Origin of the sequence: Streptomyces sp. SP17BM10 (genome assembly GCF_036322405.1) — a bacterium.
Lineage (GTDB): Bacteria > Actinomycetota > Actinomycetes > Streptomycetales > Streptomycetaceae > Kitasatospora.
The window spans coordinates 1-18,758 of the sequence record NZ_JAQYXB010000652.1; the positions used below are offsets into that span (position 1 = coordinate 1).

General features: G+C 71.6%; 15 protein-coding genes. 5 read left to right on the plus strand and 10 right to left on the minus strand.

Annotated elements, in window-relative coordinates; translation table 11 throughout:
- Positions 1-1,218, plus strand: a 1,218-nt coding sequence (locus PUR71_RS30080; RefSeq protein ID WP_329930328.1) for an acyltransferase family protein, incomplete at its 5' end; no start/stop codon positions are given.
- On the opposite strand, the gene PUR71_RS30085 is transcribed toward PUR71_RS30080, so the two are convergent.
- The 9 genes from PUR71_RS30085 to PUR71_RS30125 form a co-directional block, all read right to left on the minus strand.
- Positions 1,208-1,666, minus strand: coding sequence for a GtrA family protein (locus PUR71_RS30085; protein ID WP_329930329.1), 459 nt, complete (start codon positions 1,664-1,666; stop codon positions 1,208-1,210). The two genes, PUR71_RS30080 and PUR71_RS30085, sit on opposite strands and share 11 nt — an antisense overlap.
- A gap of 29 nt (positions 1,667-1,695) precedes the next feature.
- A complete protein-coding gene (locus PUR71_RS30090; protein WP_329930330.1) occupies positions 1,696-4,122 on the minus strand; it encodes a hypothetical protein in 2,427 nt (808 codons plus the stop codon).
- A gap of 93 nt (positions 4,123-4,215) precedes the next feature.
- Positions 4,216-5,229, minus strand: a complete 1,014-nt coding sequence (locus tag PUR71_RS30095) for a glycosyltransferase family 2 protein (RefSeq protein WP_329930331.1) — start codon at positions 5,227-5,229, stop codon at positions 4,216-4,218.
- Between the two features lie 134 nt (positions 5,230-5,363).
- On the minus strand, positions 5,364-6,557 hold the full coding sequence (locus PUR71_RS30100) for an acyltransferase family protein (RefSeq protein ID WP_329930332.1): 1,194 nt from the start codon (positions 6,555-6,557) through the stop codon (positions 5,364-5,366).
- Between the two features lie 211 nt (positions 6,558-6,768).
- The gene (tuf, locus tag PUR71_RS30105) at positions 6,769-7,962 is read right to left on the minus strand and encodes an elongation factor Tu (RefSeq protein ID WP_326846505.1); all 1,194 of its coding nucleotides are present in this window, start codon (positions 7,960-7,962) and stop codon (positions 6,769-6,771) included.
- A gap of 235 nt (positions 7,963-8,197) precedes the next feature.
- Entirely contained in the window at positions 8,198-10,303 is a 2,106-nt protein-coding gene (fusA, locus tag PUR71_RS30110) for an elongation factor G (RefSeq protein ID WP_329930333.1), read from the minus strand.
- A 39-nt stretch (positions 10,304-10,342) separates the two neighbouring features.
- Positions 10,343-10,813: a 30S ribosomal protein S7 gene (gene rpsG / locus PUR71_RS30115; protein WP_030055803.1), complete on the minus strand. Its 471-nt coding sequence runs from the start codon at positions 10,811-10,813 to the stop codon at positions 10,343-10,345.
- Between the two features lie 2 nt (positions 10,814-10,815).
- Entirely contained in the window at positions 10,816-11,187 is a 372-nt protein-coding gene (gene rpsL / locus PUR71_RS30120; protein WP_014144289.1) for a 30S ribosomal protein S12, read from the minus strand.
- A gap of 427 nt (positions 11,188-11,614) precedes the next feature.
- Positions 11,615-12,136, minus strand: a complete 522-nt coding sequence (locus tag PUR71_RS30125) for a DUF1707 and DUF4190 domain-containing protein (RefSeq protein ID WP_329930334.1) — start codon at positions 12,134-12,136, stop codon at positions 11,615-11,617.
- A 225-nt stretch (positions 12,137-12,361) separates the two neighbouring features.
- On the opposite strand from PUR71_RS30125, the gene PUR71_RS30130 reads away from it, so the two are divergent.
- The 4 genes from PUR71_RS30130 to PUR71_RS30145 all read left to right on the plus strand — a co-directional run bounded on the left by PUR71_RS30130 (position 12,362) and on the right by PUR71_RS30145 (position 17,434).
- Positions 12,362-13,201, plus strand: a complete 840-nt coding sequence (locus PUR71_RS30130) for an ABC transporter ATP-binding protein (RefSeq protein ID WP_329930335.1) — start codon at positions 12,362-12,364, stop codon at positions 13,199-13,201.
- Positions 13,202-13,209: 8 nt separating this feature from the next.
- Complete coding sequence (locus tag PUR71_RS30135) at positions 13,210-14,814, plus strand: transporter (protein ID WP_329930336.1); 1,605 nt, start codon at positions 13,210-13,212, stop codon at positions 14,812-14,814.
- A 228-nt stretch (positions 14,815-15,042) separates the two neighbouring features.
- The gene (locus PUR71_RS30140; RefSeq protein WP_443077621.1) at positions 15,043-16,236 is read left to right on the plus strand and encodes a DUF2786 domain-containing protein; all 1,194 of its coding nucleotides are present in this window, start codon (positions 15,043-15,045) and stop codon (positions 16,234-16,236) included.
- 79 nt (positions 16,237-16,315) lie between these two features.
- Complete coding sequence (locus PUR71_RS30145) at positions 16,316-17,434, plus strand: ADP-ribosylglycohydrolase family protein (RefSeq protein WP_329930338.1); 1,119 nt, start codon at positions 16,316-16,318, stop codon at positions 17,432-17,434.
- Positions 17,435-17,462: 28 nt separating this feature from the next.
- Here PUR71_RS30145 and PUR71_RS30150 read toward each other — a convergent pair whose 3' ends face one another.
- On the minus strand, positions 17,463-18,740 hold the full coding sequence (locus PUR71_RS30150) for a serpin family protein (RefSeq protein ID WP_329930339.1): 1,278 nt from the start codon (positions 18,738-18,740) through the stop codon (positions 17,463-17,465).
- Positions 18,741-18,758: the final 18 nt, after the last annotated feature.

An 18,758-nucleotide genomic window follows, 5' to 3' on the forward strand; every position in this document is an offset into this window, starting at 1 on the left:
CGCCGCACCCGCATCCGCGCACGAGGGGGAGCCATCGGAGACCGTTTCCGGCGCGGAACCTTCGCCGGCCTGGCCACCGGCCGGGCGAACGCCTTCGGGGCGCTGCGCCTGCTGCTCGCCGCCACCGTGGTGGTGTCGCACCTCTACCCGCTCGGCTGGGGCCGCCAGGACCCGCTGTGGGCCTGGAGCGGGCAGCAGACCGACCTGGGCAAGAGCGCGGTCCTCGGCTTCTTCGCGATCTCCGGCTTCGTGATCACCGGCAGCGCCCGGCGCCTCACCACCCTGCGGTTCCTCTGGCACCGCGCCCTGCGGATCCTTCCCGGGCTCTGGGTCTCGCTGGTCCTGTCCGCCGCCGTCCTGATGCCCGCGCTCTACCGCTGGCAGCACGGCACCCTGGCCGGCTTCTGGGACCGCTCGGACGGACCGCTCAGCTACGTCACCAGCCTCGGCAGCAGCAGCCCGACCGCGGGTTGGGACGTCTCCGGGGTCATCGTCACGGGCATCCGCGCCGGGACGAACTTCGACGGCAGCCTCAACGGCGCCCTGTGGTCACTCAAGTACGAGCTCCTGTGCTACCTCCTGGCCGCCCTGCTGGCCCTGGCCGGACTGCTGCGGCGACGAACGGTCGTCCCCGCGCTGGCGCTCGCACTCTGGGCGCTGATCCTCTCCGGCGCCACCGACCTGCCCCCGGACGTGCCCCCGGCCGGCGGACCGGGCGCCACCCTGCCGCTCCTCGGCCGGATCACCTGGCACCTCGCCGCCGTCCTGGCCTTCACGTTCCTGCTCGGCACCGCCTGCCGGCTCCACGCCGAGCGCATACCCGTCGACGACCGCCTCGCCCTGGCCTGCGCCGCGGCGCTGGCCGCCACGCTCCACTGGGGCGGCTTCGGAGCCCTCGGCCAACCGGCCCTGGTCTACCTGCTGTTCTGGGCCGCGGCCCGGCTCCCCCGCTGGTGCCGGCGCCTCGACGCAATCGGCGACTACTCGTACGGCGTGTACATCTACGGGTTCCCCGTCGAGCAGGCCCTGGCGCTGGTCGGCTGCGCCGCGTACGGCCGACCGGGCTTCCTCGGCTGCGCGCTCACCGTGACGGGCGTGCTGGCCGCCCTCTCCTGGCACCTCGTCGAGGAACCGGCCATGCGGCTGCGCGGCTGGACGCCCCGGCCGCTGCGCCGCGGCGCCGACCGGGACGGCTCCGCCGCCCGCGTCACTTCTTGAAGACCCACACCTTCATCAGCAGGAAGCGGACCACGGTGGCCAGGCCGTTCGCCACGATCAGGCCGCCGACCTCGACGACCTTGGAGGCGTGCGGGGCCGCCACGTCGAGCAGGGCGAGCACGCCCGAGCTCAGCGCGAGCCCGATCACGAACGCGACGGCCCCCTGCAGCTGGTGGCGCAGCGCGCCCTCGCTGCCGGTGATCCCGAAGGTGAACCGCCGGTTGGCGGCGGTGTTGGCGACGGCGCTCACCGCGAGCGCGATCAGGTTGGCGGCCTGGGGGTTGACCACCATCCGGGCCACGACGTACAGCCCGAGGTAGAACAGCGTGCTCAGCACCCCGATGACCAGGAAGGACGGGATCTGGCGGTTGGCCTTGCCGCCGCCGGAGCCCTGCTCCGCGGTGCCCGGCACCGCGGCCGCGTCGGTCGACTCGTTGGTGGAAACCATGTGGGAACCCATGCGATCTGCTTGTCGGGTCAGGAGAGCTCGTACACGGCCACCCGGCCGTTGTCGAAGACCGGGGTGGCGAGGGACTTCAGGAGCGGCGACTCCGGAGCCGGCTTGCGGTCCGCCACCAGGTACCGGACGTGGTGCCGGTCCCGCAGCTCCCGGAGGATGTCGGCGGTCGGGTGGTGGATCGCGTCGTCGTTGAGCTTGAGCAGCGGCTGGTCCCAGAAGCTGGCGGACTTCTCCGACATCAGCCGCGGCGAGTACGCCCAGCCCTCGACGAGCACCGAGCGCTCGGAGTAGGCGCTGAGCCAGAACGAGAGCGAGTTCCAGCAGTTCTCGCCCGCGGCCGCCCAGTCGTCGTCGGAGCGGCAGTGGTCGTTGGTGACCAGGACGTCGGTCGGCCGGCTGTGCGCGCGCACCCAGCGCGCGGCCTCCACCTGGCTGGCCGGCATCGGCCAGGCGCCGTCCCAGACGACGTGCCTGGACTGCTGGACGTCCAGCAGCAGCGACGGCGCGCCGGCCACGAGCGCGCCGGTGAGGAGCACCAGGCCACCGCGCCGGCGCAGGCCGGGCAGGGCCCGCCCGGCCACCCACCAGAGCAGCCCGACGACCGCGGCGACGGCGGCGAGCGCGGCCGCGGCGGCCAGCGCGGGCACCAGCGGGGTGTAGGACTTGGTGCCCTTGGCGTCGCCCACCGCCTTGAGCGCGAAGGTCGCCCAGTCCCCCGCGTAGTGGTAGATGCCGTACGTCAGCAGGCCCACGAAGGCGAGTGTGCCGACGGCGAGCGCGGCCTTGCCCCGGGCGGGCAGCGCGGCCCGCTCGAAGACCTCGCAGTAGCCCCAGGCCGACAGCAGCACGCCGAACGGCAGGCCGGCCAGCGTGAAGTAGCTCGCGTTGAAGCCGTTGACCACCAGGTAGACCGCCGGACCGGCCAGGGCGCCGCCGAGCAGGAACCACTGGGACTGCTCCAGCCGCAGCCGGCGCCGCCAGAGCAGCGGGAGCATGCCCACCGCGCGGAGCTGGTGGTTGAGCACGAAGGCGATCAGCGTCGCCGCGACGACCACCGCCTGCGTCGCCGCGGTCCGGGTGTGCGCGGGGTCGGCCCAGTACTTCTGGACGTTGCCGAAGGGCACGACCTCCAGGCCGTAGCTCTCGAACTTGAAGAGCACGGCGGTGGCGAACAGCTGGGCGCCGGCCACGATCGCGCCGAGGCGGACGATCGCCCACGGGATCCGCCGGGTGCCGATGAGCACCATCACGCCCGCGAAGGCCAGGCCCGCCAGGGTGACCGGCAGCGAGCTCGCCTTGGCCGCGCTGGAGGCCAGCGCGAACAGCGCGACCAGGACGTAGGCGCCCCGGCCGAGCGCCGGCGCCCGGTCCCGCCCGGCACCGTCCGCGTCCTCGGTGCCGTGCCCGTCCGGATCCGCGTCGCCGCGGCCGCGCAGCACGTCCGCGATCACGCCGATCAACGCCATCAGCAGCGGCTGGCTGTAGGTCAGCGACAGGCTCGCCCAGGACATGAGCGGCACCAGCGGCGCGCCGAAGGTCCAGTTGGGGGTGTTGTTCGGGTAGACGGCGCTGAACTCGCCGACCGCGAACACCAGCAGCGCCGCGACCGGTCCGACCCAGGGCCGGCCGGACAGCCGGTGCCCCACCACCGCGGTGATCACCATCGCGAGGGCGACCAGCGCGGGCACCATCAGCCGCATCTGGACCACGGGCAGGTCGATGTGGCCGACCAGGTCGGTCATCGCCATGTGCGCGAAGGTGAACCAGTGGTAGTGCAGCGGCTCCCCCGCCGCCTGCGGGAAGGTCAGCGGGAAGTTGTTCTTCGCGTTGCCGGCCAGCGAGAGCAGGTACGGCAGGTCGATGTACTGCCGGGTGGTCTCGCGGTCCGGGACGATCGGGTTGCGGCTGAGCACGGCCGCGTAGAGGTAGGCGCTCGTGAGGCCGACGATGCCGGCGACGGACCAGTTCCAGCCCGTCGAGGTCCGCCGGTACCCGCGCGGGAACCAGTGCCGCCGCAGCCGCGGCACCGCGAGGAACGGGACCACCACCGCCAGCGGCCACGCCGTCGCGGCCGACTGGAGGCCGAGCCCGACCAGGACCGCCCAGGCCGCCAGCTCCAGCACGAGGCCGACGACGGCGCCGAAGGCGAGGTCCTCGACCAGGGTGTGCGGTCGGCGGCGCAGGGCCCGGAACACCAGCGTGCCCGGCAGCAGGACGCCCCAGAGCACGTAGAAGGTGTAGCGCGCCACGTCCGAGACCGAGGTGTCCGAGGCCAGGAGCAGGGCGACCAGCAGGGCGTAGGCGGCCAGCGCGGGCAGGAACCGCACCAGTCGCGCGCCGGCGCCGGGCGCGGCGGGGCCGGCGCCGGACACCGATGCGCCCGCCCGCCCCTCGGCCGCGGACGGCGTCCCGAGAGCGGGTGCGGTGCTGTCAGTGGTGCCCATCGCGTGTTCTTTCTCCTGCGGGCTCGACATCGGGGTCACGGCGGTCGGTGGCGGTCGGCGGCGTCCGGTCCGGGCGGGACCGGACGCGCGCGCTCACGCCACGTACTCGGAGACCTTCGCCGGCTTCGCGTCGCGGTCCGTGGCCGAGTCGTAGCCCACGAAGTAGGCCGGCCGCGCCTGGGCCGCCGAGTAGATCCGGCCGACGTACTCGCCGAGCAGACCCATGCAGATCAGCTGGACGGCGCCGAGGAAGAGCATCCCGATGAACAGCGAGGACCAGCCGGGCACGGTCTTGCCGAGCGCGTACGCGACCGTCGTGTAGACGCCGAGTCCGAAGCAGACCACGAAGCTCAGCACGCCGAGCCAGGTGGCGAGCCGCAGCGGGGCGGCCGAGAAGTTGGTGATGCTGTCGATGGCCAGGCGGAGCATCTTCGAGAGCGGGTAGTGGGTGCTGCCGGCGACCCGCTCCTCGCGCACGTAGACGACCTCGCCGCTCGGGAAGCCCAGCCACGGCACGAGCAGGCGGTAGACCGGCTGGTGCTCGGGCAGCGCCTTCAGCGCCTCGACGGCGGCCCGGCTGAGCAGGCGGAAGTCGCCGGCCTGGTTGGGCATCTTCTTGCCGACGAGCTTGCGCATCAGCCAGTAGTAGGCACCGGCGGTGCGCCGCTTGAACACGGTGTCGGTGCCGCGGTCGCCGCGCACGCCGTAGACGATGTCGAGGTTCTGCTCGCGCGCGAGCGAGAGCATCTCCGGGATCTTCTCCGGCGGGTCCTGCAGGTCGGCGTCGATCGACACGACGTAGTCGCCGAAGGCCCGGTGGATGCCCGCGGTGAGCGCCGCCTGGTGCCCGGAGTTGCGGGCGAAGCGGACGATGCGGAACTCCGGCCAGTCCTGGTGGATCTTCTGCATGAGCGCCGGGGTCGCGTCGGTGCTGCCGTCGTCGATGCCGACGACCTCGTAGCTGATGCCGAGGTCGTCCAGGATCGGACGCAGCCGCTCGACGGTCAGGGGCAGCGCCTCCTGCTCGTTGTAGATCGGCATGACGACCGACAACAGCGGCGCCGGCCTGGTGGCCTCCGGCTCTGCCGATACAGCTGCGGTGAACATCAGTTGTCGCCTGTTTCCTTGTGAATGGGGATGTTCGATCAGTGCCGGGGCCCTGGTGCCGGCCAGGCTAGCAGCAGGTTTTTACCTCTTGATGAATGCTTCTCGGGCGCAGCATCCATCGAGGAGCCCGCCGTTCAGGGGCGACGGGGAGCCGGTTCGTCCGAGACCTGGCGCAGGGTCGCCATGGACGTGTCCAGGGCCTTCTTGAGGACCTTCGACAGCGGCTTCTCGACCAGCCGGTGGATCAGCCAGGCGGTGACCAGGACCGCGGCCAGTGCCGCGAGCAGGGCCGCCTTGACGCCGAGGCCCTTGGTCAGGAGGAAGTGGATCAGCGTCCAGCCGACCTCCTGGTGGATCAGGTACAGCGGGTAGGTCAGCGCGCCCGCGACGGTCAGCCACTTCCACTGCACCCGGTCGAACCAGCCCAGCGCCGCGCCCAGGACCAGCAGGAACGCCAGTGTGACCGCGGCCGCCATGACGTTCCAGGAGAGCGGGTGGCCGAGGACGTTGACGTACGTGTCCTTGATGGAGTTCAGCCTGGTCAGCGCGAGGATCCAGGAGAAGCCGACGATGCCCCAGAGCAGCAGGTTCGGCCCGAACTTGTACATGAGGAACATGCCGACGCCCGCGATGAAGAACGGGGACTCGTTCGGCATGGCCATCGTGGTCAGCAGCGGTATCCCGGCCTGCGGGGCGAGGACCGCGAGGATGGTCCAGATCCCGCAGAACGCCACCACCTTGCGGTAGGTGAGGCCGGTCGCCACGACGATGGCGAACAGCAGGTAGAACCGCATCTCGACCCAGAGGGTCCAGTACACGCCGTCGACGTGCCGCATCCCCAGCGGGGTCTGCAGCATCGTCAGGTTGCCGAGGATCGTGGTCAGGTTCAGCCCGTCCGCGGAACCGAGCCGGGCGAAGTGCTTGAACTCGAGCACCACGAAGCTGGTCAGCGCGATGCCGGCCCAGTAGGCCGGGTAGAGCCGGACCACCCGGGAGACGAAGAACTCTCCCGGCCGCTTCCCCCAGCAGCTCATGCAGATCACGAAGCCGCTGATCACGAAGAACAGCTCGACGCCGAGCCAGCCGTACGCCGCGATGCGGTTCACCAGCGGCAGCGCCTGCTTGGGGGTCACGCCCTGCCAGATGCCGGCGATGCCGACGTAGGCCGTCCAGTGGAAGGACATCACGCTGAGGGCGGCGAACAACCGCATGCCGTCCAGCGCGTAGAGGCGGGGGCGCTTCGGCTTGAGGGCGCCGGATTCGCCGGTCCGGGCGGCGGAGCGGCGCCGGAGCAACGAGGGCTTCGTCAGAAGCGGAGCAGAGGTCATTCCGGAGCACTTTCGGCGAGTGGGGCGAAGAGAGCCACGGTCAGCCTCGCTCTGGCGACGGCTGCGGGTGCCCCAGTCTATCCGGCACGGAAAGCACCCACCCACACCGGTGCCCCGGATGCCAGCCGACACGCCGAAGGGCCCCGCACATCCTGGGATGTGCGGGGCCCTTCGGACTGGCCTGTACGAGGCAGGCAGGTCAGAGCATCAATTACTTGATGATCTTGGTGACCTGGCCGGCGCCGACGGTGCGGCCACCCTCACGGATGGCGAACTTCAGGCCCTCCTCCATGGCGATCGGCTGGATCAGCGCGACCGTCATGCCGGTGTTGTCGCCCGGCATGACCATCTCGGTGCCCTCGGGGAGGGTCACGACGCCGGTCACGTCGGTGGTGCGGAAGTAGAACTGCGGGCGGTAGTTGTTGAAGAACGGGGTGTGGCGGCCACCCTCGTCCTTCGACAGGATGTAGGCCTGGGCCTCGAAGTCGGTGTGCGGCGTGACCGAACCCGGCTTGATGATGACCTGGCCGCGCTCGACGTCCTCGCGCTTGATGCCACGGAGCAGCAGACCGACGTTCTCACCGGCCTGGCCCTCGTCGAGCAGCTTGCGGAACATCTCGATGCCGGTGACCGTGGTGGTGGTCTTGGTCTCCTTGATGCCGATGATGTCGACAGTCTCGTTGACCTTGAGGATGCCGCGCTCGATGCGGCCGGTGACGACGGTGCCACGACCGGTGATCGTGAAGACGTCCTCGATCGGCATCAGGAACGGCTGGTCCACGGCGCGGGCCGGGGTCGGGATGGCCTCGTCCACGGCGTGCATCAGGCCGAGGAGCTTCTCGCCCCACTCCTTGTCGCCCTCCAGCGCCTTCAGCGCGGAGACGCGGACGACCGGCAGGTCGTCGCCCGGGAACTCGTACTCGGAGAGGAGCTCACGGACCTCGAGCTCGACGAGCTCCAGGATCTCCTCGTCGTCCACCATGTCGGCCTTGTTCAGGGCGACGACGATGTAGGGGACGCCGACCTGGCGGGCCAGGAGGACGTGCTCCTTGGTCTGCGGCATCGGGCCGTCGGTGGCGGCGACCACCAGGATGGCGCCGTCCATCTGGGCGGCACCGGTGATCATGTTCTTGATGTAGTCAGCGTGACCCGGGCAGTCGACGTGGGCGTAGTGACGCGCCTCGGTCTGGTACTCGACGTGCGCGATCGAGATGGTGATACCGCGCTGACGCTCCTCCGGGGCCTTGTCGATCTGGTCGAACGGCGTGAAGGGGTTGATCTCCGGGTACGCGTCGTGCAGCACCTTGGTGATGGCCGCGGTCAGCGTGGTCTTACCGTGGTCGATGTGACCGATGGTGCCGATGTTGACGTGGGGCTTCGTCCGCTCGAACTTCGCCTTCGCCACTGAGTCCTCCTGAGGACAGTTCCTGTACGCCGTGCTGACGTCAGTTGGTCTTTGATCGGGTTGGGTGCGGGATGCCCGAGGACACCTCGTACCGTCCCGCGGGTGGGGGCCGGAGGGGCCCGGGAGAATCCGTCCGGATCCTCCCGGGTCGCCTCCTAATAGCCTAAGGGGTGGCAATCGTCCCGATTGTCGGGACGTACTGCGTCCTGGGTGAGGACCTGGCTCGCGCCGGTCCTTACTCGCCCTTGGCCTTGGCGATGATGTCGTCCGCCACGTTCTTCGGAACCTCGGCGTACGAGTCGAACTGCATCGAGTAGCTCGCGCGACCAGAGGTCTTGCTGCGCAGATCACCGACGTAGCCGAACATCTCGGAGAGCGGCACCAGCGCCGTGACGACGCGGGCACCGTGACGCTCGTCCATGGACCGGATCTGGCCACGGCGAGAGTTGATGTCGCCGATCACGTCGCCCATGTAGTCCTCGGGCGTGGTGACCTCGACGGCCATCATCGGCTCAAGAAGGACCGGCTTGGCCTTCTTGGCGCCTTCCTTGAAGGCCATCGAACCGGCGATCTTGAACGCGAGCTCGGAGGAGTCGACGTCGTGCGACGCACCGTCGAGCAGCGTGACGCGGACACCCTGCAGCGGGTAGCCGGCGAGCACACCGAACTCCATGGCCTCCTGGCAGCCGGCGTCGACCGAAGGGATGTACTCCTTCGGCACGCGGCCACCGGTGACCTTGTTCACGAACTCGTAGCCCTCGGCCTGCTCGAGCGGCTCGATCGCGATCTGGATCTTCGCGAACTGGCCCGAACCACCGGTCTGCTTCTTGTGCGTGTAGTCGATGCGCTCGACGGCCGAACGGATCGTCTCGCGGTAGGCGACCTGCGGCTTGCCGACGTTGGCCTCGACCTTGAACTCACGCTTCATGCGGTCGACCAGCACCTCGAGGTGCAGCTCGCCCATGCCCGCGATGATGGTCTGGCCGGTCTCCTCATCCGTGTTGACCTGGAAGGACGGGTCCTCCTCGGCGAGACGCTGGATGGCGACACCCAGCTTCTCCTGGTCACCCTTGGACTTGGGCTCGATCGCGACGCGGATGACCGGGGCCGGGAAGTCCATGGACTCCAGGATGACCGGGTTCTTCTCGTCGGACAGCGTCTCACCGGTGGTGGTCTGCTTCAGGCCCATGACGGCGACGATGTCGCCGGCGCCCACCGACTCGATCTCCTCACGCTTGTTCGCGTGCATGCGGTAGATCTTGCCGATGCGCTCCTTCTTGCCCTTGACGGCGTTCAGCACCGAGGTGCCGGACTCCAGGCGGCCGGAGTAGATCCGGACGAAGGTGAGCTTGCCCAGGTGCGGGTCGGACATGATCTTGAACGCCAGCGCGGACAGCGGCTCGTCGTCCGACGCCTTGCGGGAGATCTTGGTGTCCGGGTCGTTGGGCTTGGTGCCCTCGATGGACTCGATGTCCAGCGGCGACGGCAGGTACTTGACGACCGCGTCGAGCAGGGGCTGAACGCCCTTGTTCTTGAAGGCGGTACCACAGAAGATCGGGGTGAAGTCCGAGTTCAGGGTGCCCTTGCGGATCGCCGTCTGCAGCAGCTCGACCGGGATCTCCTCGCCCTCCAGGGCGAGCTCCATGATCTCGTCGCTGACGTTGGAGACGGTGTCGATCAGCGCCTCGCGGTACTCGTCCGCCTGCTCCTGCAGCTCGGCCGGGATGTCGACGATGTCGTACATCTCGCCCTTGGCGGCCTCGGCCGACCACACGAGGGCCTTCATGCGGACAAGGTCGACAACGCCCTTGAAGTCCGCCTCGGCACCGATCGGGAGCTGCATGACCAGCGGGGTCGCGCCGAGGCGGTCCACGATGGTCTGAACGCAGAAGAAGAAGTTCGCGCCCGTGCGGTCCAGCTTGTTGATGAAGCAGATGCGCGGGACGCCGTAGCGGTCAGCCTGCCGCCACACGGTCTCGGACTGGGGCTCGACACCCGCGACACCGTCGAACACCGTGACGGCACCGTCGAGGACGCGCAGCGAACGCTCCACCTCGACGGTGAAGTCGACGTGACCCGGGGTGTCGATGATGTTGATGGTGTTGTCGACGTCGTCGACCGTCCAGTGACAGGTCGTCGCGGCCGACGTGATCGTGATGCCGCGCTCCTGCTCCTGCTCCATCCAGTCCATGGTGGCAGCGCCATCGTGGACCTCACCGATCTTGTACGAGACACCGGTGTAGAACAGGATCCGCTCGGTGGTGGTGGTCTTGCCCGCGTCGATGTGCGCCATGATCCCGATGTTGCGGACCTTGGCGAGGTCAAGGGAGGTTGCAGCCATGGTGGCTCGTTCTCTCTCTGTCTAGTGACGGGGTACGGACTACCAGCGGTAGTGCGCGAAGGCCTTGTTGGACTCGGCCATCTTGTGGGTGTCCTCGCGACGCTTCACGGAAGCGCCCAGGCCGTTGCTGGCGTCGAGGATCTCGTTCATCAGACGCTCGGTCATGGTCTTCTCGCGACGGGCGCGGGAGTAACCGACCATCCAGCGCAGCGCCAGGGTGCTGGCGCGGCCCGGACGGACCTCGACCGGAACCTGGTAGGTCGCGCCACCGACACGGCGGGACTTGACCTCGAGGGCCGGCTTGACGTTCTCCAGCGCGCGCTTCAGCGTCACGACCGGGTCCGAGCCGGTCTTCTCACGAACGCCCTCGAGGGCGCCGTAGACGATCCGCTCGGCGGTGGAGCGCTTGCCGTGCAGCAGGATCTTGTTGACCAGCTGGGTGACGACCGGGGAGCCGTAAACCGGGTCGATGATGACCGGGCGCTTCGGGGCGGGGCCCTTACGAGGCATTCTTACTTCTCCTTCTTGGCGCCGTAGCGGCTGCGGGCCTGCTTGCGGTTCTTGACACCCTGGGTGTCAAGCGAACCGCGGATGATCTTGTAGCGGACACCAGGAAGGTCCTTCACACGACCACCGCGCACCAGCACGATGGAGTGCTCCTGCAGGTTGTGGCCCTCGCCCGGGATGTAAGCGGTGACCTCGATCCCGCTGGTGAGGCGCACACGGGCGACCTTACGAAGCGCCGAGTTCGGCTTCTTCGGGGTGGTCGTGTACACACGCGTGCAGACCCCACGGCGCTGCGGGGAACCCTTCAGCGCGGGAGTCTTGTTCTTCTCGACCTTGTCCTGCCGGCCCTTTCGGACCAGCTGCTGGATCGTAGGCACCGTTTCTCCGTTTTCTGTGTGCCAAGGCTTGGTGGAACTAACCTGCGGTGTCTCCCTCGCACACGGCCCCGTGGTCGACCCACGCGGTCGGGTGTGTTGGGTTTATTCCGACACGGAATCCCATGAGCTGATGTACAGCGACGGCGCTCTACGCGCGGAGCGCTGGAGGGCGCTCCGGCTCGGCGCGGCGGCCGGTGTGCATGCACGCACAAGGACCCGGGGACACCCCAGGCACAAGGTCAGAGCGTACCTAGCGCATGGGGCGCGGTCAAAACAAATGCAACGCCGCAGGTCGCGGCTGTCGGCCGGGTGTCGCGGGGGTGGCCCGCGAACGGCAGCCCGGTGACGGGCCGCCCTCCTGCCGCTCTACCACACCGACGTGGCGTGCGCCACTCGGACGCCCGGCACGGGCCCGCCGTCCGGCTGCTCAGCCCCGGCCCGCCGCCAGGACGACCCCCAGGAACATCAGGGCCCAGAACGCGGAGCCCAGGTAGCCGACCACCAGGCCGATGACCGCCGCCCAGTCCCCGTCCTGGTTGCGCTGCCTGATCTGCGAGCGGGCGATGTGGCCGGTGATCACTGCGGGCAGCGACAGCCCGGACAGGCCGAGCACCATCGACGTGACGGCCAGGCCGTTGGTGGACCGCACCTGGTACGGCGGGTACGGCACCGGCGGCGGCACGTACGCCTGGAACGTCTGCGGCACCGGTCGCCCGTCGAACGCCGCCGGCGGCGCCACCGGCCCGGACGGCAGGTCGGCGACCAGCACCGACAGCTGGCCGTAGGTCTGCGCGTGGGACGCCGCCTCGTGGCGCTGCTCGTACTCCTCCAGCGACAGCCGACCCTCGGCGTACGCCGCCTTCAGCACGTCGATCGTGCGGTCGCGGTCCGCGTGCGCCGCCCGCATCGCGGACTGCGGCGAAGGCTCGCCCCACGGCTGCACAGCCATCCGTCGCCTCCCGACACCCCGGCGCGCGCCGCGCGCCCAACTGGTCCTCATAGTGCCGGACGAACGGGGCGGCTGAGTAGTTGCCAGTTTCACGGCAGGGATTCCGGGAGTCGGTGTGCCTCACCCTTTCGGGGGACAAACTCAGGGCATCCTCAACTCGGACGACAGCCCGTTCGCCGAGTGACAGGCTGGATCCGAACGAACCGTCGACCAGAGAAGGCCACCATGCAGGCGTCAGCGCCTCCGCCGTCCGGAGCACCCGGACCCGCCACCCCCTCCGCCGCCTCCGCCGCCTCGGCGGTCAGCATCCAGGGGCTCTGGAAGCACTTCGGCACCCAGGCCGCCGTCGCCGGGCTCAGCCTGGAGCTGCCGGCCGGCGCGTTCGTCGGACTGGTCGGCCCGAACGGCGCGGGCAAGACCACGACGCTGTCCATGGTCACCGGCCTGCTCCGGCCCGACCAGGGCACCGTCCTCGTGCACGGCGGCGACGTCTGGGCCGACCCGGTCGCCGTCAAGGCGCGGATCGGCATCCTGCCCGAGGGCCTGCGGATGTTCGAGCGGCTCAGCGGGCGCGAGCTGCTGCAGTACAACGGGCGGCTGCGCGGCCTGCCCGGCGCCGAGGTGGACCGCCGGGCCGAGGAACTGCTGGCCGTCCTGGACCTCTCCGCCGACGCCGACAAGCTCGTCGCCGACTACTCCACCGGCATGCGCAAGAAGATCGGCCTCGCCGCCGCGCTGCTGCACAACCCCGACGTGCTGTTCCTCGACGAACCCTTCGAGGGCGTCGACCCGGTCTCCGCGCAGACCATCCGCGGCGTGCTCAAGCGCTACGCGGCGGCCGGCTCGACCGTGGTCTTCTCCAGCCACGTCATGGAGCTCGTCGAGCAGCTCTGCGACTGGGTCGCCGTCGTCAACGCCGGCCGGGTCATCGCCCACGGACCCCTGGACGCCGTCCGCGGCGGGCGCAGCCTGCACGAGGCCTTCCTCGACCTGATCGGCGTCCGCGAGGACGACGGGCAGGCGCTCGGCTGGCTGGGCGGCGGGAACGCCGGGGGCGGGCGGTGACCGCTTCGGTGCCCGACGGAGGGACGGTCGTCCGCGCGCTCGTGGCGCTCAAGCTGCGGCTGCTGCGCAACGGGCTGAAGCGCGGCCGCGGCCGGGCCGGGGTGTACATCGCCGGCTCCGTGCTCGGCCTGCTCTTCGCCGCCGGGATCGCCCTCGCCATGGCGGCCCTCAACGGCCGGGCCGCCGGCTCCGGGGACGCCGGCGTGATGCTGCTCGGCGTGCTGACCCTCGGCTGGGCCGCCATCCCGCTGTTCCTGTTCTCCAGCGACGAGAGCTCCGACCCGACCCGGCTCACCATGCTGCCGCTGCGGCCCGGACCGCTGCTGCGCGGCTCGCTGCTGGCCAGCCTGATCGGGCCGGGGCCGCTGGTCAGCCTGGTGCTCGTCACCGGCGCGGCGCTGTCCGGCGCCAACGGCGGCGCCTCGGCGGCGGCCGACCTGATCGGCGTGCCGCTCGCCGTCCTCTGCCTGGTCACGCTCTCCCGGGCGGTCGCGGCCGGCAACGCCCGGATGCTGTCCAGCCGGCGCGGCAAGGACTTCGCGATCTTCGGCGGACTGCTGTTCGCCCTGCTCGTCCAGGGCGCCAACGTCGGATGGCAGAGCACCTTCGGCCGCCCCGATGCCAACGGGCACCTCGACCTCAGCCCGCTGCGGCCGATCGCCGCGGTGCTGCGCTGGATCCCGCCGATCGGCGCGATGGACGCGGGCCGGACGGCCGGCGAGGGCCGGTACGCGCTCGCGCTGCTCCAGCTGGCGCTGGCCGCCGCGCTGCTCGCCCTGCTGGTGCGCTGGTGGCGGCGGAGCCTCCAGGAGCTGATGGTCACCGCGGACTCGTCGACCCTGGAGGTCGCCCGCGGGGTGCAGAGCTCGCGCGGCTGGGGCTTCCTGCCGGCCGGCCGGACCGGCGCGGTGATGCAGCGCCACCTGCGGTACGCGTGGCGCGAGCCGCGGGCCAAGGCGGCGGTGTTCACCAGCATCGGCATGACGCTGGTGCTCTGCGTGCTGTCGGTGGTCCAGGGCTGGTCGAGCGTCTACCTGCTGGCGGCGACCGGGATGTTCCTCGGGCTGCAGATGCTCAACCTGTTCGGCATGGACGGCTCGGCGTTCTGGATGATCGCGGCCACCCTGCGCACCCCGGCCGACGCCCGCGACGAACTGCGCGGACGGGCGTACGCGGTGCTGTCGTACGCCGTGCCGGTGACGCTGGTGCTCGCCGCGGTGCTGACCGTCGTCACCGGGGACTGGGCGCACCTGCCGTCGGCGCTCGGCCTCGCGCTCGCGCTGCTCGGCTGCGGCATCGCGGTCGGCTCGATGCTGAGCGTGCTCGCGCCGTACACGATGCCCGCGGACAGCAACCCGATGCGCAACGCCGCGCCCGGACAGAGCGGGCTGGTGCTGCTCAACCAGTTCGGGTCGATGTTCGGCGTCGCGGTGCTGGCCCTGCCGGTGGGCGGCTACCTGGGGTGGGCCCTCGCGGCCGACCGGCCCACCTGGCCGGTGCTCCTGGTCGGGCCGGTCTACGGCGCCCTGATCGCGCACGTCGGCGTCCGCATGGCGGGCGCCCGCCTGCTGGACCGCACCCCGGAGATCCTGGCCAAGGCCATCGAGCGCTGACCGGTGCGGTGAAGCGCCCGGTTCCCGATCACGGGGGCCGGGCGCTCGCCCGTCGGCGGGCCGTCCGGCTCGTCGGCGCTACCCGGCCCTCCGGCATCATGGCTGGAGGACAACGGGCGTCGACGAGAGCAGGGACACACCGTGGGCAAGCAGGCGCAGCAGGGCGGCGGGGACGCCGGGCCGCTGCTGGAGCAGGCGGTGCGGTCGGTGCTGACGGCCCCGGACGGGATGCTGGACCTCGCGCTGGACACGGGCGCGTCGCTGCTGGCGGCGTCGGCCGGGCGGTGGCCGGCGGTGAGCCGGGCGGTGCTCGGGTACGCGGACACCGCCGTCGGACGGTGCTGGTCGGCGGGGTGGCGTCCGGCCGACCTGGTGCGGGTGGTCCGGCGCGAGCTGAAGCCCGTCCACCTCGCGCTCGCCGTGGACCTGATCGCCGCCGAGGGCCGCCGCCACCCGGCGGCCGCGCTGGACCGGCGCTGGCAGGAGCAGCTGCGCGAGCTGGAGACCGAGGTGTGGTGGCCGGGCGACGACGGCTACCTGGCCGCCTTCGCCCAGCGCCACCGGCTGGACCGCTTCGCGCTCGCCACCGCCGCCCTGGAGCTGATCCGCACCTGGGGCCGGCTGCCCCCGATCGCCCCGGTCGGCCCCGCCCCCGGATCCGCACCCGCGTCCGCGCGCGGCGCGGCCGGGCCGGTGCCGGGCGAGCCGAGGATGCTGGCGCGCATCCGGGCGCTGCTGGCGAAGGCCGAGTCCACCGAGTACCCGGAGGAGGCCGAGGCCCTGACCGCCAAGGCCCAGCAGCTGATGGCCCAGCACAGCATCGACGAGGCGCTGGTGGCCGCCGCCGGCGCGGACCGCGACGCCCCGGCGGCGCTGCGGATCGGCGTGGACAACCCGTACGAGGGCCCGAAGACGATGTTGCTGGACGCGGTGGCGGCGGCGAACCGGTGCCGGGTGGTGTGGGCGAAGGAGTTCGGCTTCTGCACGGTGGTCGGCTTCGACGGCGATCTGGACGGCGTCGAGCTGCTGTACACCTCGCTGCTGGTGCAGGCCACGCACGCGCTCAACAAGGCCGGCGCGGGCCGGGACTCGCGCACCAAGGCGTTCCGGCAGTCGTTCCTGGTCGCGTACGCGGCGCGGATCCGCGAGCGGCTGACCGCCGCCACCGAGCGGACGACCAGCGCCGCGGCCGCCGGACGGCACCTGCGCGAGGACGGCACCGAGGAGCAACTGCTGCCGGACGCGCGGCTGTTGCCCGCCCTCGCCGCCCGCTCCGAGGCGGTGGACGAGGAGGTCGGCCGACTGTTCCCGAAGCTGGTGTCGCAGCGCGTGCGGGTGAGCGACGGCGAGGGCTGGGCGGCCGGCCGGGCCGCCGCGGACCGGGCCGCCCTGCACGGGCGCGCCGGGGAGATCCGCCGGTAGCGGGCCGTTCGCGCCAGGGCGACCGGTCGGCCGTGCTGACCTGATAGAACGTAGTCCGCCACGAACAAGGGGGATCGACGTGACGGATTCGGCGGCCGAGGCGGGTTACCGCGACCGCGTGCGCGGAGCGCTGCTCGGCGGCGCGATCGGCGACGCGCTGGGCTGGCCGGTGGAGTTCCAGCAGCTGCACCAGATCCGGGACCAGCGCGGGCCGGACGGCGTGACCGGGCCGCCGCCCGGTGCCCGTCCGGGGACGGTCGAGGTCACGGACGACACCCAGATGACGCTGTTCACCGCCGAGGGCCTGATCCGCGGGTTCGTCCGCGGCTGGTCGGGCGGCGGCGGCTCGGTGCCGGAGGCCGTCCACGGCGCTTACCGCCGCTGGCTCCTGACCCAGTACCAGCCCGCTCCGGACGCCGCGCCGCTCCCCCGCCCGTACGACGGCTGGCTGCTGCGGCAGCCGTTCCTGTACGCCCGGCGGGCACCGGGCAACGCCTGCCTGAGCGGGATGTCCGAGCACCCGGTGTTCGAGCCGCCGGCCCGGATCGGGCAGCCGGGGCCGATCAACCCCGGCTCCAAGGGCTGCGGCACGGTGATGCGCTCGGCGCCGTTCGGGCTGGCCCGGCTGGGCGCGGACCAGGCGTTCGGGCTGGCCGTGCAGTGCGCCCAGCTGACCCACGGGCACCCGACCGGCTACCTCGCGGCGGGCGCGTTCGCGGCGCTCGTCGAGCGGCTCGTGGGCGGCACCGAGCCGTGGGCGGCGGTCGGCGAGACCGTCGACCAGATCCGCGAGCTGCCCGGATCGAAGGAGACGGTGCAGGCGCTGGCCCGGGCCGTGCGGGTGGCGCAGGAGTCACAGCCGTCGGCGGAGGCGGTGGAGCGGGTCGGGCTCGGCTGGATCGCCGAGGAGTGCCTGGCCATCGCGGTGTACGCGCTGCTGGCCGCGACCCTCGACCCCGACCCGGTGCGCACCGCGCTGCTGCTGTCGGTGAACCACTCCGGGGACAGCGACTCCGCCGGCGCCGTCTGCGGCAACCTGACCGGTGCCGCGTACGGCGCCGCGGCCCTGCCGCCCGAGTGGGTGGGGGCGATCGAGGGCCGGGCGGAGCTGCTGCGGGTCGCGGACGACCTGCTGGTGCTGTTCGGCAGCCGGGATCCGTCCCACCCGGCGCTCGGCGGGCGCTACCCGGCCTGGTGAGACCGGGCGCTGCGGCGGGCGGTCCGGGTCACCGGGCCTGCGGGTCGGTGACCTGACCGAGGAAGAGCGGCCGTCCGCCGTTGGTGTCCCGGATCAGGAACAGGAACGGCCGGTCGACGTGCAGCAGGGCCGGGTGCACGGCCGGCGCCGCCGCCCCGGCCATCCCGGCGCCGCTGCCGGCCGCCGCCACCGTGCCCTGCTCGTCGACCTCGATGGTGGCCTTCTGCACCACCGGGCCGACGGCGAGCGGCTCCTTGGAGATGCCGCCGAAGTCGGCCTTGTCGCCGAAGGCCGTGCTGACGCCGAGCGCGCGCAGGGCCGGGGTGAGCTCGTTGGACGTGTCGAAGTGGAAGCGCGGGAGCTCCAGGTCGACCGGCCTGGGGGCGAGGCCGCCGAGGATGCGGTCGAGCTGGGCCTGGTCGAGCCCCTTGGCGAAGGCGGCGAAGCCGCCCTGCGCGGGGACGATCACGTCCATCGCCAATCCGCCTCCGGCGTAAGGGAGTTCGACGGCCTGCCAGGGCTCGCCGACGATCCCGCCGGAACCCTCGGCGTACTTGAGGCTGCCGCTCTGGGCCATCGTGCTCACGTTCGGGGCGGAGCCGTCGAGCTTGTGGAACGGGCGGTCGGCGGTGTGCTCCGGCTTGAACGGGGAGGCCCACTTCGCCTTCAGGTAGAGCGCGTCGGTGAGGACCAGGCGCGTGTCGGCGGTGATCTGGCCCGGCGCGAACAGGTCCTTGATCCGCCCTTCGGTGGCCTTCTCCACCGTGGCGTTGACGGCCTTGCGCGCGTCGTCGGGGTCCTTGTGGAAATCGGCCGGGTGCACCCCGGTGTCGAAGGCGTCCGCCAGCGTCTGCAGGTAGTCGGGCTGCACGGGGTAGCCCTGCTGCGTCCAGAGGTCGTCGGACTGGCGCAGCGTGACGTCGTCGCCGCCCTGGACCGGGTGGTCGAGCGCGCCGGTGGCGAGGGCGTACTGCTGCGGGGTGAGGCTCGTGTGCAGGGCCTTGGTGAGCTCGTCGGCGGTGGCGCCGCGGGCGCCGGGCGCCAGCATGGCGAGCAGGGTGGCCAGGCCCGACGGCGAGAGCACGACATTGCGGCCGGCCGCGTCCGGGGCGGCGGTGAGGGCGTGGAGGAGGTCGAGGCCGAAGGCGCCGGTGCCGGCGGCGGTGGCGGTCACCTGCGCCGGATCGACCGCGGGACGACTGCCGGACGCCGTCACCCGGAGCACCGCGGGCGCGGCGGGCGCGGCGGCACCGGTGCTGCCGCAACCCGCGACCAGCGGGGCGGCGAGCGCGGCGGCGAGGAGCACCGCCGCCGGGCGACGGGA